A 15,219-nucleotide genomic window follows, 5' to 3' on the forward strand; every position below is an offset into this window, starting at 1 on the left:
TGCTATTTGGAAAACCAGCCTACAGGTTCAACTTGCAGATTGATGTTGATTTGTTTGATTTCCTGGAATTCCTCCAGACCGAACACTCCGAGGCTTCGGCCGATACCGCTCTGTTTATACCCGCCCCATGGCGCTTCGTTATAGGTTGGGTGGTAGGCATTGATCCAAGTGATTCCTGAGCGGACTTTCTTGATGACGCGCAATGCCTTCGCACCGTCCTGGGAAAAGACTGCTCCTGCAAGGCCGTATACGGTTCCGTTTGCAAGCTTTACCGCTTCTTCTTCATTGCTGAATTTTTGAATTGTGACAACAGGGCCGAAAATTTCTTCCTGGACGACTCTCATATCCTGCTTCACATCAACGACGACTGTTGGCTGGACAAAATATCCATTTTCAAGGCCATTAGCGGTGATGCGGTTACCCCCACAAGCAATCCGGGCACCTTCTTCTTTTGCCAGCTGGATATAGCTCAGCACCTTGTTCATATGTTCTTCGCTAACGAGCGGTCCCATCTCAGTATCTTCCTTGTCTCCAGCGCCAACCTGAATGGTTTCTGCCCGCTCGACAAATCTTGCAACAAATCGATCGTAAATGCTTTCTTCAACCAAAATCCTTGATCCTGCGGAGCAGACCTGGCCTGAACCGGCGAAGATTCCGAAGAGGGCATAATCGACAGCGGTTTCAAAATCAGCATCCGCAAAAATGATGTTCGGGGACTTTCCACCGAGCTCAAGCGATACTTTCTTCATCGTATCTGCAGCGGTTTTCATGATATGTTTTCCTGTTTTCGTTCCGCCAGTGAATGACACCATATCTACTTCCGGATGTGAAGCGATTTCATTTCCAACGACAGGACCTGCGCCCATGACCATATTAGCTGCGCCTTTTGGCAAGCCCACTTCTTCGAAAATTTCAAAAAGCTTTGTCGGTGTAACAGGTGTGACTTCTGATGGTTTGAATACAATCGAATTGCCTGCCGCAAGAGCCGGGGCAATTTTCCAGACGCTCATAAGCAGAGGGTAATTCCATGGTACAATCAGGCCGCACACACCAACAGGTTCGCGGACGACCATTGCCTGCATGGGGTCGGCAACATGGTAGGTATATCCATCAGGTTTTGTAATCAGCCCTGCATAGTATCGAAAACACGCAGCCGCATCCCCAACATCATATCCTGCTTCCCTCAACGGCTTTCCGTTGTCCATTGTTTCAAGCTCTGTCAATTCTTCAGCATTTTCTTCAATCTTGTCCGCTATTTTAAACAGGTATTCAGCACGCTCCTGTGCAGAAAGACCTGACCATACGCCATCTTCGAAAGCTTTGCGGGCTGCAAGGATTGCTGCATTCGCGTCTTCAATGGTACCTTCAGGCGCATATGTAATGATTTCTCCAGTTGCAGGATTGACAACAGGCCTTCTTTCCCGCTTTTCAGCTTCTTTCCATTCACCATCAATGAACATTTTCAGTTCTGCCACTTTGTTGACCAGTTCTACCATCCAAACCATGCCTCCTTTGTTTTCCACACTAATATATTATGCAAGGAACGTGCCAACATGGAAAATGCGGTAAAAAAGCGGATTTGACAGAATTTTAGGTCAAAACACTATGCAATTGTGCATAATCTATTATCCTGCGAATAAAAAAGCCCCAATCCGTTTGGGATCAGGGGGTGCTAGATATACTTCAGAGTTTGCTGGCTTCAACTTTTCTTTCTTTTTCACTTACGATCTTTTGATATTTCCTGCTGACGGATGACTGGCTGATGCCAAGAGCCTTAGCTGCTCTTGTTGTCGTCTTGTACTGCTTCATCGCGAGCACAATCAGCTGCTCTTCCACTTGTTCAATGGCTTCCTGCAAAGGTACCACTCTTGTAATGACTGGTTTGTTCTTTTTGGAGTCATATCCTCCTGTCACAAACTGGCTTACCAGTTCAGCCGTAATCGCCTGGTCATCCGCGGAAACGACAAGCCTTTCAATGATGTTCTGCAGTTCACGGACATTTCCTGGCCATGAATAAAACTCCAGAACATTGATTGCATCAGGCGTTAAATGATAGTTTTTGTCGTATTTTTCGTTGAGCTGCTGGAGAAAATGGAAGGCCAGAACAGATATGTCCTCGACCCTTTCCCGCAGAGGAGGAATCTGGATTGGAATGACATTCAGCCGATAGTACAGGTCTTCCCTGAAAGTGCCTTCCTCGACCATTTTCTCTAGCCGCTTGTTTGTGGCGGCAATGATTTGTACATTTACCTTAATTGGGATTGTGCTGCCAATCGGCACTACTTCCTGTTCTTGCAGGACACGGAGGAGCTTGACTTGGAGGTGCATCGACATTTCACCGATTTCGTCGAGGAAAAGAATCCCGCCATCGGCTTGTGTGAAATATCCATCTTTACCGTTTTTGTCTGCCCCTGTAAAAGCACCCTTGGCGTAGCCGAATAATTCACTTTCAAGCAGGTTCTCAGGAATCGCACCGCAATTGAGCTTTAGGAAAGGTTCCTCTGAACGCTTGCCCAGCTGGTGGATTGCTTGGGCGATAACTTCTTTGCCGACCCCTGATTCCCCGTACAGAAGGACCGTAGAGGAAAAATCGGCGATTTTGCGTGCTTGGCTGATGATTTTTTCCATCTTCGGGCTCGTATAAATCAGTTTTTTCAGGAAGCGGTCTTTGCTTTTGAAGTCATCAAGCTCCTTTTTGTACTGTTCCGTGATTCTGCGTATTTCATTTAGCTCCGTTTTTAGCCGGCTTGTTTCCGTAATGTCGCGGGAAGCAATAATAATCCTGTCTAGCTCATTTTTTTCATTGAATACCGGATTACCGACGGCCAGGATTTTCCGTCCGGTTTTTGTTTCCTGGACGACCGAAACTTTTTTCTGCTTTTCGAGAACGGCTTTGGTGACAGATGGAGTAAATAAACCTTGCTCCTCGAGGTCGATGACATTTTTGCCGAGAAGCTCTTTCAGGTCAACATGCCAGAAATCCGGAATGATATTCTCGCTGTAGCGGATGAGCTCGCCTTTATGATTGACGACAAGAATTTCGTCATAAATACTTGAAAGAATGGCGTTTAAGTCTGTATTTAAACTTTTGATATGTTCAGTTTCCATTGCCATCTGCTCGACCATAGGAAGATCCTGGACGATAATCAGGATTCCTTCAGGCTCCTGTTCGAAGTTCATAATCGGGCTGTAGTCAACGAGGACGCTCGAATCGCCTGGAAATTCAAGATGATTCAATACAGTTTTCCCGTTCTTGAAGACCCCTTCAATATGCTGTGTACTGAAAATATTGCCCGCATGTTCGTGAAGTACCTGCGGAGAGCTGGACTTAATCATTTTCAGTCCGGCATCATTGCAGTTAATGATTCTCCGGTCCCGGCCCACAACAAAAATCCCCATCGGGATAGAAGTCAGAATAATCTTTAGCAGATCGACACTTTGGTTTTCCTGTTTGAAAAGTTCGGCAAGCACATCTTCTCTCAGTATGTATCCCTCGGGCTTATTTTGTGCAGATACCATCAGTACGAGCGGTTCACCGATAATCTGGAATAATAACGGAAGCGAAATTTGCTGGTCGGGCTCGCAGACTGCTGTCACCGGACGAGCATATTCCTCCAGCAATTTTTGTGGGACAGCTTTTTCACCATCACAGCGATGGTGAATATTACCCAGTTGGACATAACCCGACAACTCTCCGTTTTTCTCAAGAAAAATATAGGGTTCCTTTATATCACCGACAGAGATTGTCTGCTCCTCATCGAGCTGGTTAAGTGAAACAGTAACCACCGGCTTTATCTTCTCTTTCGCCATTGAAAGCATACTCTCCATCCCCCCCTGAAAAAATGTTTTCTTCCATATTAACATTAAAAGATGAATATTTTAACTATTTAAAAAATAGGGAGTGAAAATTGGGAATAACGAACTAATATATATAGTTGTTATAAAATTGTGCGGGGATGGAGGAGTTAATAAGGGTATTCCCATGTTATTTTGATTGATTTTCCCATGGTTGGATGTTTATTTCCACTTATTCGGAAGCATTTTCCCAGCTTTCGGCAGGATGGGAATTGGAGGTTTTTTATTAGTTTAGGTTTAATTTATTATGTGGGCGGGCTTGTTTTTGAAGTATTTTTAATGTAAGCCGACAAGTTCATACATAAATACAGGTATGAAAATAAAGGTCAAAGTAACCCCTAATACTGTCTGATTATGGGTACTTTTATTGCTTTTTAGGTTCTTTAAAAAGGTTACAAGATTTAGAAACCAAAATGCACCTATTATCGCTAGAACTAAGAAAACTATATAAAGAATAGTAAAGACTTCCCCCTTAATATAGAAAAATTTTTCATTTTTTGCATATCATAAGTTTAATATACAAAAAAAGAGACGGTTTCCCGCCTCCTTTTTCCTTTCCTTTTTGAACCGGTCAGTACTGCTCCACGTAGACTGATCCCTGAAGGGTCATGGAGAAGAATTCCTGGAATTCTCCAATGTCCTCTTGCTCGATCCCAAGCTGCGGCGCCCAGAATTGCTCGGAATAAATGTCCTCTGAACATAGGAGAACCATTTTTCCTGTTTGAATCGAGGTCACCATGGCTTTACCGTAGAAATGTTCGGAGTAAGCGATGATTAAATCATATCGGTGGCTTCCAGATAAGATGCAGAAATAGTGGCACAGCTGCTGTTCTTTTTTCTCGGAAATGATGTCAAGATGCATTCGTGTTCCTCCCTTATTTAAAATTTGATCCATCCCCTGAGGCGACATGTTTCAGCAAGCTTTTGCACGCCTTCTATATAGGCAGCGAGCTTCATGTTGACGTTGAATCTTTTTGCTGTGCTTGCGACCTTTTCAAAGCTTTCGGCCATTTTTTCCTTCAGCCGTTCATCAACCATATTTGCCGTCCAATAATAGCCCTGGTTGTTCTGGCACCACTCGAAGTAGGAAACGATCACACCGCCGGAATTAGCCAGAATATCCGGTACGACTGAGATGTTCCGGTCTTCTAAAATTCGCAGTGCCTCTTTCGTTGTTGGTCCATTGGCAGCCTCGATCACAATCCGGCAATTGAGTCTCGTTGCATTATCTTTATGAATGACAGAGCTAATCGCGGCTGGTATGAGGACGTCACACTCTTTCTCAAGAAGTTCCTGGTTGGAAATAGAGTTTTGGAAACGGTTTGTAACAATTCCGAACGAATCCCTGTTTTCGAGTAGATATGGGATATCCAAGCCGTTTTCATCGTACAATCCGCCCAGGACATCGGAAATTCCCACAACCTTCGCGCCCAGTTCATACAGGTACTGGGCAAGATAACTGCCGACATTTCCAAATCCCTGAATGATGATACGCATACCTTCTACAGGAATATTTTCCTTCTCGCTAACAGTCTGCAAAGTATAAAGCACACCCTTTGAAGTGGCTGTTTCCCTTCCAGCAGAACCGCCGAGCGCCACCGGCTTTCCGGTAATAAATCCTGGTGAGTCAAACTCTCTGATGTGATCATATTCATCAAGCATCCAGGCCATCACCTGCGAGTTTGTATACATATCCGGTGCAGGGATATCTTTCGTAGGGCCGACAAGCTGACTGACAGCCCTTACATATCCACGGCTGAGCTTTTCGAGTTCATCCATGCTCATATGACGAGGATCACAAATAATTCCGCCTTTCGCCCCTCCATATGGCAAACCTGTGATACCGCACTTTAAACTCATCCAGCCAGCCAATGCTTTCACTTCATCCGAAGTAACATCAGGATGGAATCGAATACCGCCTTTTGTCGGCCCGGGAGCGTCATTGTGCTGTGCCCTGAATCCCTGGAATATTTTTGTTTCCCCGTTGTCCATTTTAACAGGAATGCTTACTTCAAGGAATCTCATTGGCCTCTTCAGCAGTTCGTACACATGCGGGGGATAATTTAATACAGAAAGCGCTTCCTCCAAAATGTCTTGGAATTCTTTTAACGGTTCATCATAGGCAATGATTGGCTCTTTCTTGGAAGTAGCTCCTAATGATTCGGTTGACATGTTAACACCTCTATTTTTTTGATTTACTAACTATATGGCAATTTTCATGCCAACCTGAAAAAGCGTGATATTACCGGTGGTTTTATCATGTTCTTGTCTATTTTTATGAATGGGTGAATGGATTATGCCATTGTGCATGGACTTAATTTTTCAAGGAAAAAGAAAAACGCATCCATTTTTTTATGGATACGTTTCGTCTCTAAATCAGATCTGTACCTCTTCACTTTGATACTGAGGAGGTGCAGTCTTAAATGCCTTGGTGAGGTACAGAAGATAAATAAAGCCTGCTGAAAACCAGGAAATACCCATGATGAGTGAACTCCATTCAAGGTTAATCCACAGGATCCCGACAGATGCAGCACCGAGCAGCGGCATGACAAGATAATTAAAGAACCCTTTCGGTGTCCGATGCTGCTTTTTCTTGATAACAAAGTAACTGATGACGGATAGATTGACAAATGTGAAGGCCATCAAAGCACCAAAATTAATGAGTGATGTGGCAGTAACGAGATCAAAGAACCAGGCCGAAAGCGAAATGACCCCGACGAAAACTACGTTGAAAGCAGGTGTCTTCCACTTTGGGTGGATAAAACCAAACCACTTTTCCGGGAAAACCTTATCCCTTCCCATAACATAGAGAAGCCTGGAAACGCTTGCGTGCGATGCAAGTGCAGATGCCAATGTATTAATGAAAGTAGTCATCAGGAATATGGACTGAAACAGCTTTCCGCCTACATACAATGCAATTTCAGGCAAAGCTGCATCCGGATTGTTGAAGCGGGAATTATCCGGGAAGTACGACTGAATGAAGAAGGATGTTGTGATGAAAATGACGCCTCCCCAAAGTGCTGTATACATAATGGCTTTAGGGATCGTTTTTTCCGGATTCGGCGTTTCTTCCGATAAGGTTGTGACCGCGTCAAAGCCGAGAAAGGAAAAACATAGGATCGTCGCACCGGTAATCAATACGGAAACATTCATTCCCTGCTCAAAGAATGGCTGTAGCGAGAATCCGCTGGCTGTTCCCTCTCCACCCTGGAGTCCCCTGATAACGAGGAAAATAAAGACTGCCATGATGGCCAACTGGATCAGTACGAACAGCAAATTGAAATTAGCCAGAACATTGACACTCCGTAAATTTAATAAGGTTACGATTCCAACAAACACAATAACCCAAATCCAGTCCGGTACTGTAGGAAAAAGAGCATTCAGGTATAATTTTGTCAAAAGGGCATTGACCATTGGCAAAAATAAGTAATCTAGCAAAGAAGACCATCCTACCAGAAAGCCGAGATGACCGTTTATTGCCTTTTGAGTGTAAGTATAGGCGGAGCCTGCTTCTGGAAAGACTTTGACAAGCTTTCCGTAGCTGGCCGCCGTAAACAACATCCCTACCAAGGCAATGATATAGGCCATTGGAACATGGCCTTTCGTTTCGCCGGATACAATCCCAAATGTATCAAAAACCACCATTGGCGTCATATATGCAAGTCCCATGATGACAACCTGCCAAAGCTTTAGCGACCTTTTCAGCCGGACTTCATTTTCCATCTATCATTCCTCCTTGTTTCGTGTAAAACGCTTACAAATTACTGACCCCTGTTTGCTGCAAAATAAAAACCCCATCCCCCTCTTTGTTTTTAGAAAATTCAGTCTAACTAAATTGCAATTTCCATGCCAGATTACATAATTCTCGTTATTTTTTACGTTTGGCTTTACAAACCGGGTTGTCAGGTTTCACCTTTGAAAAGAATTGTCGAAAATAACGCCAGACCTATTCACTGGTGAATAAGATATTCGAGTTTTCATAATTTTTAATAAAAAAAGTGAGGAGCCAGTGATAATAAAAGGGATCACACTTTGGCACAATTATTGCAAATTTTTATATGTGAATATTTTTAGCGGAACAGGAGGAAATAGATCATGCAATATCCATTATCACCAGATGTAAAACCGGAGTTTTGCACGACAGGTACCTTCATGAGGCTGCCTTCTTCCAGGGAGGACGCACGCCTTGCCATTATTGGCCTGCCGTTTGATACTGCAGCGTCTTTCCGTGTCGGTGCACGTTTTGCTCCGCAGGCGATCCGCCAGGCTTCTATGACTCTGTTTCCGTACCATCCAAGTCATAAGGTATTTCCGTTTGAGGATTGCAAGGCAATTGATGTAGGGGATGTGAGCGTAATTCCTCATAATATCCATCGAAGCTACGAGCTGATAGAAGAGGCCATTAACGCCCTGATGCAAAGTGGCATTACGCCGATCGGGCTTGGCGGCGACCATTCTGTAACGCTCGCGAATTTACGCGCTGCCGCCAAAATGCATGGTCCAGTTGCATTGATCCATTTTGATTCGCATACAGATACCTGGGATTCTTATTATGGAGAAAAGTACTGGCATGGCTCACCATTTATCCGCGCATTCGAGGAGAATCTAGTTCAGCCGGATAAAGTATTCCAGATTGGAATTCGAGGCACACTTAACCATCCTGGGGACCTGGAGGGAAGCACGGACCTTGGATTTCGTGTCATTACTACCCCTGAATTGATGGAGCGTGGTTTCGATCAGGTTCTGGCAGAGATGAGAGCCGCAATTGGAGATACTCCCTGTTTCCTCAGCTTTGATATCGACTTTGTCGATCCGTCCTGCGCGCCGGGAACAGGAACCCCGGAGATCGGTGGTCCGAATAGTTATGAGACATTGCGGATGATCCGGTCGCTGACGGATTTTAATTTCATAGGTTTCGACCTTGTTGAAGTGCTTCCGCCCTATGATCCAACCCAAATCACCTCCCTGCTCGCAGCGACAATCACGCACGAATTCGCAAGCCTAGCCGCACTAAGGCTGCAGCAGTCACAAACTAAAGCACTAAAGCGTGCCTGACCCCCAGTGAGGTGAAGAGATAAAGTGTTAAAGCGTGCCTGACCCCCAGTGAGGTGAAGTGTTAAAGTTTTAGAGAAAAAGGGGCCCGCGGGCCCCTTTGGCATTCGAGAAACATAACTAACAAAACTCAAGTGTGCTTTATTCAGATATAGACAGGACTGTTTTGATTATTTACAGGAAATACGAATCCATCTACATGTATTTGAAAATGCTTTACTGCAATTGTTGATAGAACGGCCTTTACCGTAGATAGCACGCATTACAAAGCAAATTTCATCTTAAAATGTATTCGTGGAATCGGTCACAGGTCTCAACTGTAAGACGATTTGTTGATTAAGAGGATTAATGTGTATTTTCCTCCTTAATACTAAAGAAAAATGACCTCATTTCCTCAAAAAGCTAGCTGGGTTTTTCAAAAACAAGAAATCACCTTCTCCATGCTAAAAGCTAGGCACTGTCGATTTCTTTTGCTTAATCTTAATCTCAAAACTAATTCCTTAAGAAGGAGTCGATTAATATTCAGAATTTTACATAAACTTGTCGTTTCCTGCGCTTTCCCGAGAAATAATCCCTTGCTCCACTCAAAAAAACTGGTCCAGCGCAACTTGCCGAAACAGCAATCTCATAAAGTGTACTTCTGTTATAATTTTGTCTACCGCCACCCTGCAAGCTGCGGTTTTGCCTTGTCCCCCGGCTGCTCCGAATTGTAGAGATGGCAGGCGGCATAGTGTTTTTCCTCAACTTCCTGCCACACGGGCTTTTCCGTTGCGCAAATGTCCATTTCAAATGGGCAGCGCGTCCTGAAGACACATCCTGAGGGCGGGGTGATCGGACTTGGCAATTCACCCTTAAGGATAATGCGCTCTCTCCGGTCTTCGACATCTGGGTCTGGGATTGGAATGGCCGACAGTAATGCCTGTGTATATGGGTGAAGAGGTTTTTTATACAGCTCCCAGCTGTTGGATAGCTCGACGATGTGCCCTAGATACATGACAGCGATTCTGTCGCTGATTTGCTTGACCATACTTAGATCGTGAGCGATAAACAGATAGGTCAGCATCTTTTCTTTTTGCAGGCGTTTCAAAAGATTGACAACCTGGGCCTGGACGGAAACGTCAAGTGCGGAAATTGGCTCGTCCGCAATAATAAATTCAGGGTCGAGTGCCAGTGCACGGGCAATGCCGATCCGTTGTCGCTGGCCGCCGCTGAATTCATGCGGATACCTGTTCGCATGCTCCCTGTTCAGGCCGACATCCTCAAGGAGCTGGTAGACTCTTTCAAGCCGAGCCCGCTTGCCTGAGTGAAGGTTATGGACTTCCATCGGTTCAAGAATAATCTCTTTGACGGTCGAACGCGGGTTCAATGAAGCATAAGGATCCTGGAAAATCATTTGCATTTTCCGATAAAAAGCAAAGGTTTCCTTTTCATTCATCCCATGCACATCATCTCCGTCATAGGAAACCGAACCATCCGTACGGTCATAAAGGCCGATAATGGTCCTCCCTGCAGTTGACTTCCCGCAGCCTGATTCTCCCACAAGGCCGAACGTTTCCCCCTTGAAAATCTGAATTGAAATCCCATCGACCGCTTTTAACACTTCACCTTTCTCGAGGAAAAAATGCTTTTTTAGATTCTCCACTTCTAGTAAAACTTGTTTTCCCATCATGATTCCTCCGGTTCTGCCCAGTACCGCCGCGCCACACAAAGCTCACGCTCGTACATTGTTCCCTCAAGCCCAATGATTTCGACTGTTTTTCCTGTGTTTGGAGAATGAATCATTTTCCCGCTGCCATGGTATATTCCAACATGATGGACCGCGCCTTTACCTTCTTCATAAGCAAAAAACAGCAAATCGCCAGGTTCCAGCTCATCAAGCGGAACGTCCATCCCGCTTCTCGCCTGTTCACTGGCATCCCTCGGAATTACCCTTCCGTTGGCAAGGCACATTGTATGGCTAAATCCAGAACAGTCATACCCATAGCTGCTCATGCCTCCCCATAAGTAAGGCAGTCCCAGGAACTGCTCCCCAGCCCTGACAATGTCCGAACCGCTACCTAAAGGAACTTCCTCCCTTCCCGAATACACATCTACATCTTCTGCCAGCAGGAATCCGTTCCCTAAGGGTGTTTTCACACTAATCCATTCACCTTGAGTTTCCGCAACCGGTAAAATGGTTTGAAAACATAAAGTCATCAATGGCTTCGTAGCATAGAGCATGGATTTTCTCCCGCTCACAATAGCGATTGGTCCCTCCTTCCCATTCCACTCAGAAACTTCGGCAACCTGTCCCTTTGGCATCCACCCGGGATAACCCCGTTCATCTTTTCCGGTCGGCTGGTCCGGCACCGCAACTTTTACCCAGCTTTCATTTTCGTCAAGAACGACAACTTCTCGGCCGAAAAGTGCTTGTGTCTGCACAAGATTTTCTTCACATAAGGCCAGCCGCTGCTCGTAATTCATTGAATCCAGCCAGCGCTCCATCATAATAGGGTTTGAAACTGCCTCTGAATCCGCCGCCCTTGCACTGTCAAACGAAGTCCAAACTGTCGCGACAGGCACATTTACCACCCGTTTAACTTTGCTCGTCATCCGCCCCGCCTCCTTCAGTATTGATGCCGCTTTCGACTCTCAGCTCCTTTTTACTTGTATCCAGTTCCGCTCTTGCACCTAGAGGGACAGAAATATGCGGTGAACAATGGCCAATTTTAAAACCGCTCATTGCCGGCCGGCCAGCCTGCCCAAAATAATGGGTGAGCACTTCATCTAGTGACAGGCTCTCATCACGTTCAGGAACGCAATTGTTAAAATCAGCGACCACAATACCTGATGCAGCTGTGAGTTTCCCCGCCATATATAATTGATTGAGCATCCTGTCAATTGCCCTTGGTTCCTCATTGATATCCTCAATCAGAAGCAATTTCCCTTCCGTTTCTATTTCAAAATCAGTGCCAAGCGTACTTGTAATAAGCGTCAAATTACCGCCTGTTAGCTCACCAGAGACAATTCCAGGAAAGTGGACCTTAAGCGGAGAAATTTCTTCACTATAGGAAAGAGGCATCTCTCTAAACAGCTGATTGAAAAATTGTTTAGAGACAGGGCTCGCGCCTTCCTTCCCGATATCTGATGCAAGCATCGGGCCGTGAAAGGTTACGAGGCCGCATTTTTGCCTGATTGCAGTGTGCAGGAAAGTAATGTCGCTGTATCCCCAGAAAATTTTTGGATGTTTTTTCACTATTTCAAAATTGATGCGTTCAGCAATTCGGGCAGTTCCATAACCTCCGCCCCCGCAGAATACCGCTTTTACCTCATCGTCGAGGAACATGTTGTGGAAATCCTCAAGCCGTTCAGAATCGTTTCCCGCAAGATAGCCATTTTTTTCATAAAGATATCGGCCTTTCTTCACCCTTAAGCCCAAACTCTCCTCCAAAAATTGTATCCCTCTCTCAAGGCTGTCCTGGTTCGGCGGACTGGCGGGGGCAATTACTCCAACAGTGTCGTCAATCTTGAGTCCAACAGGTTTTTGCGGCATGATGGATCCTCCTTCGAATGCTTTCTACTATATGTATTCAATTGTGTTTGATATCTTTCGGAAAAAGGAGTGTCCTCTGCAGAACACTCCTTTTCTAAAAGACTCCTATTCTTTCTTATCCGCCCATTTCAGCTCATGATAGCCTACAGGGTGCCTGACCACTCCGGTGACATTTGCATTTTCCACATACACATGATTGTAAAAATGCAGCGTAAAGATTGGTGCTTCTTCAAACAAAATCTTTTCCGCCTCGTACATTTTTTCAAACCGCTTGCTTTCATCTGCTTCGTTCTTTGCTGCCTGGATGAGACTGTCATATTTTTCATTGCTCCAACCTGTCCTGTTCATCGAATGCCCCGTCTGGAAATTTTCCAAGAAGTTGATCGGATCAGCATAGTCGGCAAGGAAAGTACTTCTCGAAAGCTGGAGCTTCAATGCTTTTTGTTCTTCTGCAAATACATTCCACTCCATATTGGCCAGTTTGACATCGACTCCAAGGCTCTCTTTGAACATCTGCTGAAGCGCCTCTGCGATCTTTTTATGGACATCATCCGTGCTGTATGTCAGTGTAATTTCCGGAAGCTTGTCATATCCCTCTTCCTGCATTCCTTTTTTCAAAAGAGATTTTGCTTCTTTGATATCCGTTTTGTTCATGTCCCCGTTTTGCTTGCGGAAGTCTTTTCCATCAGCATCTTTAAAACCGTTAGAAACAAATCCATATGCAGGTTTTTGGCCGTTTTTGGTCACATAATCCGCCATTTTTTCCTGATTGACAGCAAGCGCTAGTGCTTTCCTGATATTTTTGTTGTCAAAAGGCTTCTCGTTGACATTGAAACGGTAAAAATAGACGCCAGCCTGGTCCTCTACTTTCACTTTTTCTTCTTTGATTAATTTATCTGCCAGCTCTGCAGGCACGGCTGAAGAGTCAAGCTCCCCCGCCTGGAACATCTGATATTCCGTATTCGTATCATCAATTATGGCCCAGTGGACTTTATCCAGCTTGACTATCTCCCTGTCCCAGTATTTTTCATTCCGGCTCATTTCAAATTCGCTGTCGTGCTTCCACTTCGTCAGCTTGAATGGTCCATTTCCGACGAAGGTTTTGGCTTCTGCGAACCATTTTGGATTTTCTTTTGCCACTTTTACATTGATTGGGAAAAACGCCGGATTGGCGATTACGCTTAAAAAGTAAGCTTGCGGGCTTGCAAGCTTCACTTCGAATGTCTTATTATCCACAGCTTTTACTTTGACATCGTCCTCGCTTCCTTTTCCGCCATTGAAGCTTTCCCCGCCTTTAATGAAGTAGCCGAGAAATGCAGCCGAAGAACCCGTTTTCGGATCAAGCATGCGCTTCCAGGCAAATTCAAAGTCGTTCGCCGTTACATCATCCCCATTCGACCATTTGGCGTCATCCCTGATTTTAAAAGTATAGGTCTTCCCGTCATCCGATACCTCCCAGCTTTCAGCAGTAGCGGGCTTTGGCTCATGGTTTTTATCAAGTCGCGTCAGACCTTCCATCAAATTGTTGAGTGCATTCCATGAAACCGAGTCAAAGCCAATGGGAGGGTCGAAGGAAGTTGGCTCCATGCCATTGTTCATATACAAAACCTTTTCCTTGTTCTTGGTGCTATTCGATTGCTTTCCTGTCTCCTGGGTCGCTGTACAGGCTGCAAGCGTAAAAATCAGCAATGCTGCCATCAGCAGGGTCAACACTTTTTTCATTGTGGTTCCTCCTCGTAAAAGCGGATTGGGATAAAATGAACCTGAGTTGACTGGCGGTTAAACTCTGCCTGACTGAAGCTGCTTCGCCCTTTCGTCCTGAAGCCAGCATTCCACATGGTGGCCATCGCTGAGCTGTGTCCGGTAAGGATAGATTTTTGTACAGACTTCCATTGCTTCGTTGCAGCGCGCCGCAAATGGACAGCCTAAAGGCGGTGAAAATAAATCGGGCGGAGTGCCATGGATGGGAACAAGTTCTTGATCATCTAAATCAAGGCGCGGGACAGAATGCAGCAGCCCTTTCGTATATGGGTGCTGCGGTGAATAAAATATATCCCTGCGGCCGCCTGTTTCAACAATTTTGCCAGCATACATAACTGCTATTCGGTCTGCTGCCTGAGCGACAACACCAAGGTCGTGGGTAATGAGGATGATGGAGACTCCCGTCTTTTCCTGGACTTCCTTGAACAGCTCTAGAATCTGCGCCTGAATGGTGACGTCCAGTGCGGTTGTCGGTTCATCTGCAATCAATATTTCAGGCTGACAGACCAATGCCATTGCGATGACAATCCTCTGGCGCATTCCGCCGCTGAACTGATGGGGATATTGGTTCAAGCGCGTATCCGGATCTGGTATCCCCACAAGCTCCAGCATGTTGACGGCAAGCTTACAGGCTGCCCGCTTTGACATGCTGTTATGCTCGATGAGGCCTTCCGTAATCTGGTCGCCGACGGTAAGCGTGGGATTCAATGCAGTCATAGGGTCCTGGAAGATCATTGAAATATCCTTTCCCCTGATTTTCCGCATTTGCTTGTCAGAAAGCTTGGACAAATCTTTGTTTTTATAGAAAATCGAACCACTATCAATACTCCCCGGAGGCTCTGGTATGAGTCTCATAACACTTTGAAAAGTTACACTTTTTCCGCAGCCGGACTCCCCTACGATGGCAAGTGTCTCTCCTTTATAAAGGTCTACGCTTACTCCTCTGACTGCCTGTACATTTCCGCCGAACGTTTTGAAAGATACATGGAGGTTCTGCACTTCAAGTATTTTTCCCATCC

Annotated in this window: 11 protein-coding genes; 1 reads left to right on the forward strand and 10 read right to left on the reverse strand. The window is 45.3% G+C overall.

What is annotated here, in order from left to right:
- Positions 1–2: 2 nt before the first annotated feature.
- The 5 genes from D1970_RS09875 to D1970_RS09900 form a co-directional block, all read right to left on the reverse strand.
- Complete coding sequence (locus D1970_RS09875; protein WP_119112767.1) at positions 3–1,475, reverse strand: aldehyde dehydrogenase family protein; 1,473 nt, start codon at positions 1,473–1,475, stop codon at positions 3–5.
- A gap of 208 nt (positions 1,476–1,683) precedes the next feature.
- Positions 1,684–3,819, reverse strand: a complete 2,136-nt coding sequence (locus D1970_RS09880) for a sigma 54-interacting transcriptional regulator (RefSeq protein ID WP_119112678.1) — start codon at positions 3,817–3,819, stop codon at positions 1,684–1,686.
- Between the two features lie 607 nt (positions 3,820–4,426).
- Positions 4,427–4,717 carry an SAV0927 family protein gene (locus D1970_RS09890; RefSeq protein ID WP_119112679.1) on the reverse strand — a complete coding sequence of 97 codons (291 nt, stop codon included), beginning with the start codon at positions 4,715–4,717 and terminating at the stop codon, positions 4,427–4,429.
- A 17-nt stretch (positions 4,718–4,734) separates the two neighbouring features.
- The gene (locus D1970_RS09895) at positions 4,735–6,027 is read right to left on the reverse strand and encodes a Glu/Leu/Phe/Val family dehydrogenase (protein ID WP_119112680.1); all 1,293 of its coding nucleotides are present in this window, start codon (positions 6,025–6,027) and stop codon (positions 4,735–4,737) included.
- Between the two features lie 204 nt (positions 6,028–6,231).
- Positions 6,232–7,578, reverse strand: a complete 1,347-nt coding sequence (locus tag D1970_RS09900; protein ID WP_119112681.1) for an APC family permease — start codon at positions 7,576–7,578, stop codon at positions 6,232–6,234.
- Positions 7,579–7,950: 372 nt separating this feature from the next.
- Here D1970_RS09900 and speB point away from each other — a divergent pair, with 372 nt between their 5' ends.
- Positions 7,951–8,910 carry an agmatinase gene (speB, locus tag D1970_RS09905; RefSeq protein ID WP_119112682.1) on the forward strand — a complete coding sequence of 320 codons (960 nt, stop codon included), beginning with the start codon at positions 7,951–7,953 and terminating at the stop codon, positions 8,908–8,910.
- A 652-nt stretch (positions 8,911–9,562) separates the two neighbouring features.
- Here speB and D1970_RS09910 read toward each other — a convergent pair.
- The 5 genes from D1970_RS09910 to D1970_RS09930 all read right to left on the reverse strand — a co-directional run bounded on the left by D1970_RS09910 (position 9,563) and on the right by D1970_RS09930 (position 15,217).
- Positions 9,563–10,573, reverse strand: coding sequence for an ABC transporter ATP-binding protein (locus D1970_RS09910; protein ID WP_119112683.1), 1,011 nt, complete (start codon positions 10,571–10,573; stop codon positions 9,563–9,565).
- Positions 10,573–11,499 carry a C40 family peptidase gene (locus tag D1970_RS09915; protein WP_119112684.1) on the reverse strand — a complete coding sequence of 309 codons (927 nt, stop codon included), beginning with the start codon at positions 11,497–11,499 and terminating at the stop codon, positions 10,573–10,575. The genes D1970_RS09910 and D1970_RS09915 overlap by 1 nt, the downstream gene beginning before the upstream one ends.
- A complete protein-coding gene (locus D1970_RS09920; RefSeq protein WP_119112685.1) occupies positions 11,483–12,439 on the reverse strand; it encodes a S66 peptidase family protein in 957 nt (318 codons plus the stop codon). The genes D1970_RS09915 and D1970_RS09920 overlap by 17 nt, the downstream gene beginning before the upstream one ends.
- 105 nt (positions 12,440–12,544) lie before the next feature.
- On the reverse strand, positions 12,545–14,161 hold the full coding sequence (locus D1970_RS09925) for a peptide ABC transporter substrate-binding protein (protein WP_119112686.1): 1,617 nt from the start codon (positions 14,159–14,161) through the stop codon (positions 12,545–12,547).
- Positions 14,162–14,218: 57 nt separating this feature from the next.
- Positions 14,219–15,217 carry an ABC transporter ATP-binding protein gene (locus tag D1970_RS09930; RefSeq protein WP_119112687.1) on the reverse strand — a complete coding sequence of 333 codons (999 nt, stop codon included), beginning with the start codon at positions 15,215–15,217 and terminating at the stop codon, positions 14,219–14,221.
- Positions 15,218–15,219: the final 2 nt, after the last annotated feature.

The organism is Mesobacillus zeae (genome assembly GCF_003570705.1).
Lineage (GTDB): Bacteria > Bacillota > Bacilli > Bacillales > Cytobacillaceae > Mesobacillus_C > Mesobacillus_C zeae.

Excerpts from the sequence above, each read along its gene's own strand:
- D1970_RS09880 (WP_119112678.1), bottom strand. The coding sequence starts at position 3,819 with ATGCTTTCAATGGCGAAAGAGAAGATAAAGCCGGTGGTTACTGTTTCA.
- D1970_RS09890 (WP_119112679.1), bottom strand. The coding sequence starts at position 4,717 with ATGCATCTTGACATCATTTCCGAGAAAAAAGAACAGCAGCTGTGCCAC.
- D1970_RS09895 (WP_119112680.1), bottom strand. The coding sequence starts at position 6,027 with ATGTCAACCGAATCATTAGGAGCTACTTCCAAGAAAGAGCCAATCATT.
- D1970_RS09900 (WP_119112681.1), bottom strand. The coding sequence starts at position 7,578 with ATGGAAAATGAAGTCCGGCTGAAAAGGTCGCTAAAGCTTTGGCAGGTT.
- speB (WP_119112682.1), top strand. The coding sequence starts at position 7,951 with ATGCAATATCCATTATCACCAGATGTAAAACCGGAGTTTTGCACGACA.
- D1970_RS09910 (WP_119112683.1), bottom strand. The coding sequence starts at position 10,573 with ATGGGAAAACAAGTTTTACTAGAAGTGGAGAATCTAAAAAAGCATTTT.
- D1970_RS09915 (WP_119112684.1), bottom strand. The coding sequence starts at position 11,499 with ATGACGAGCAAAGTTAAACGGGTGGTAAATGTGCCTGTCGCGACAGTT.
- D1970_RS09920 (WP_119112685.1), bottom strand. The coding sequence starts at position 12,439 with ATGCCGCAAAAACCTGTTGGACTCAAGATTGACGACACTGTTGGAGTA.
- D1970_RS09925 (WP_119112686.1), bottom strand. The coding sequence starts at position 14,161 with ATGAAAAAAGTGTTGACCCTGCTGATGGCAGCATTGCTGATTTTTACG.
- D1970_RS09930 (WP_119112687.1), bottom strand. The coding sequence starts at position 15,217 with ATGGGAAAAATACTTGAAGTGCAGAACCTCCATGTATCTTTCAAAACG.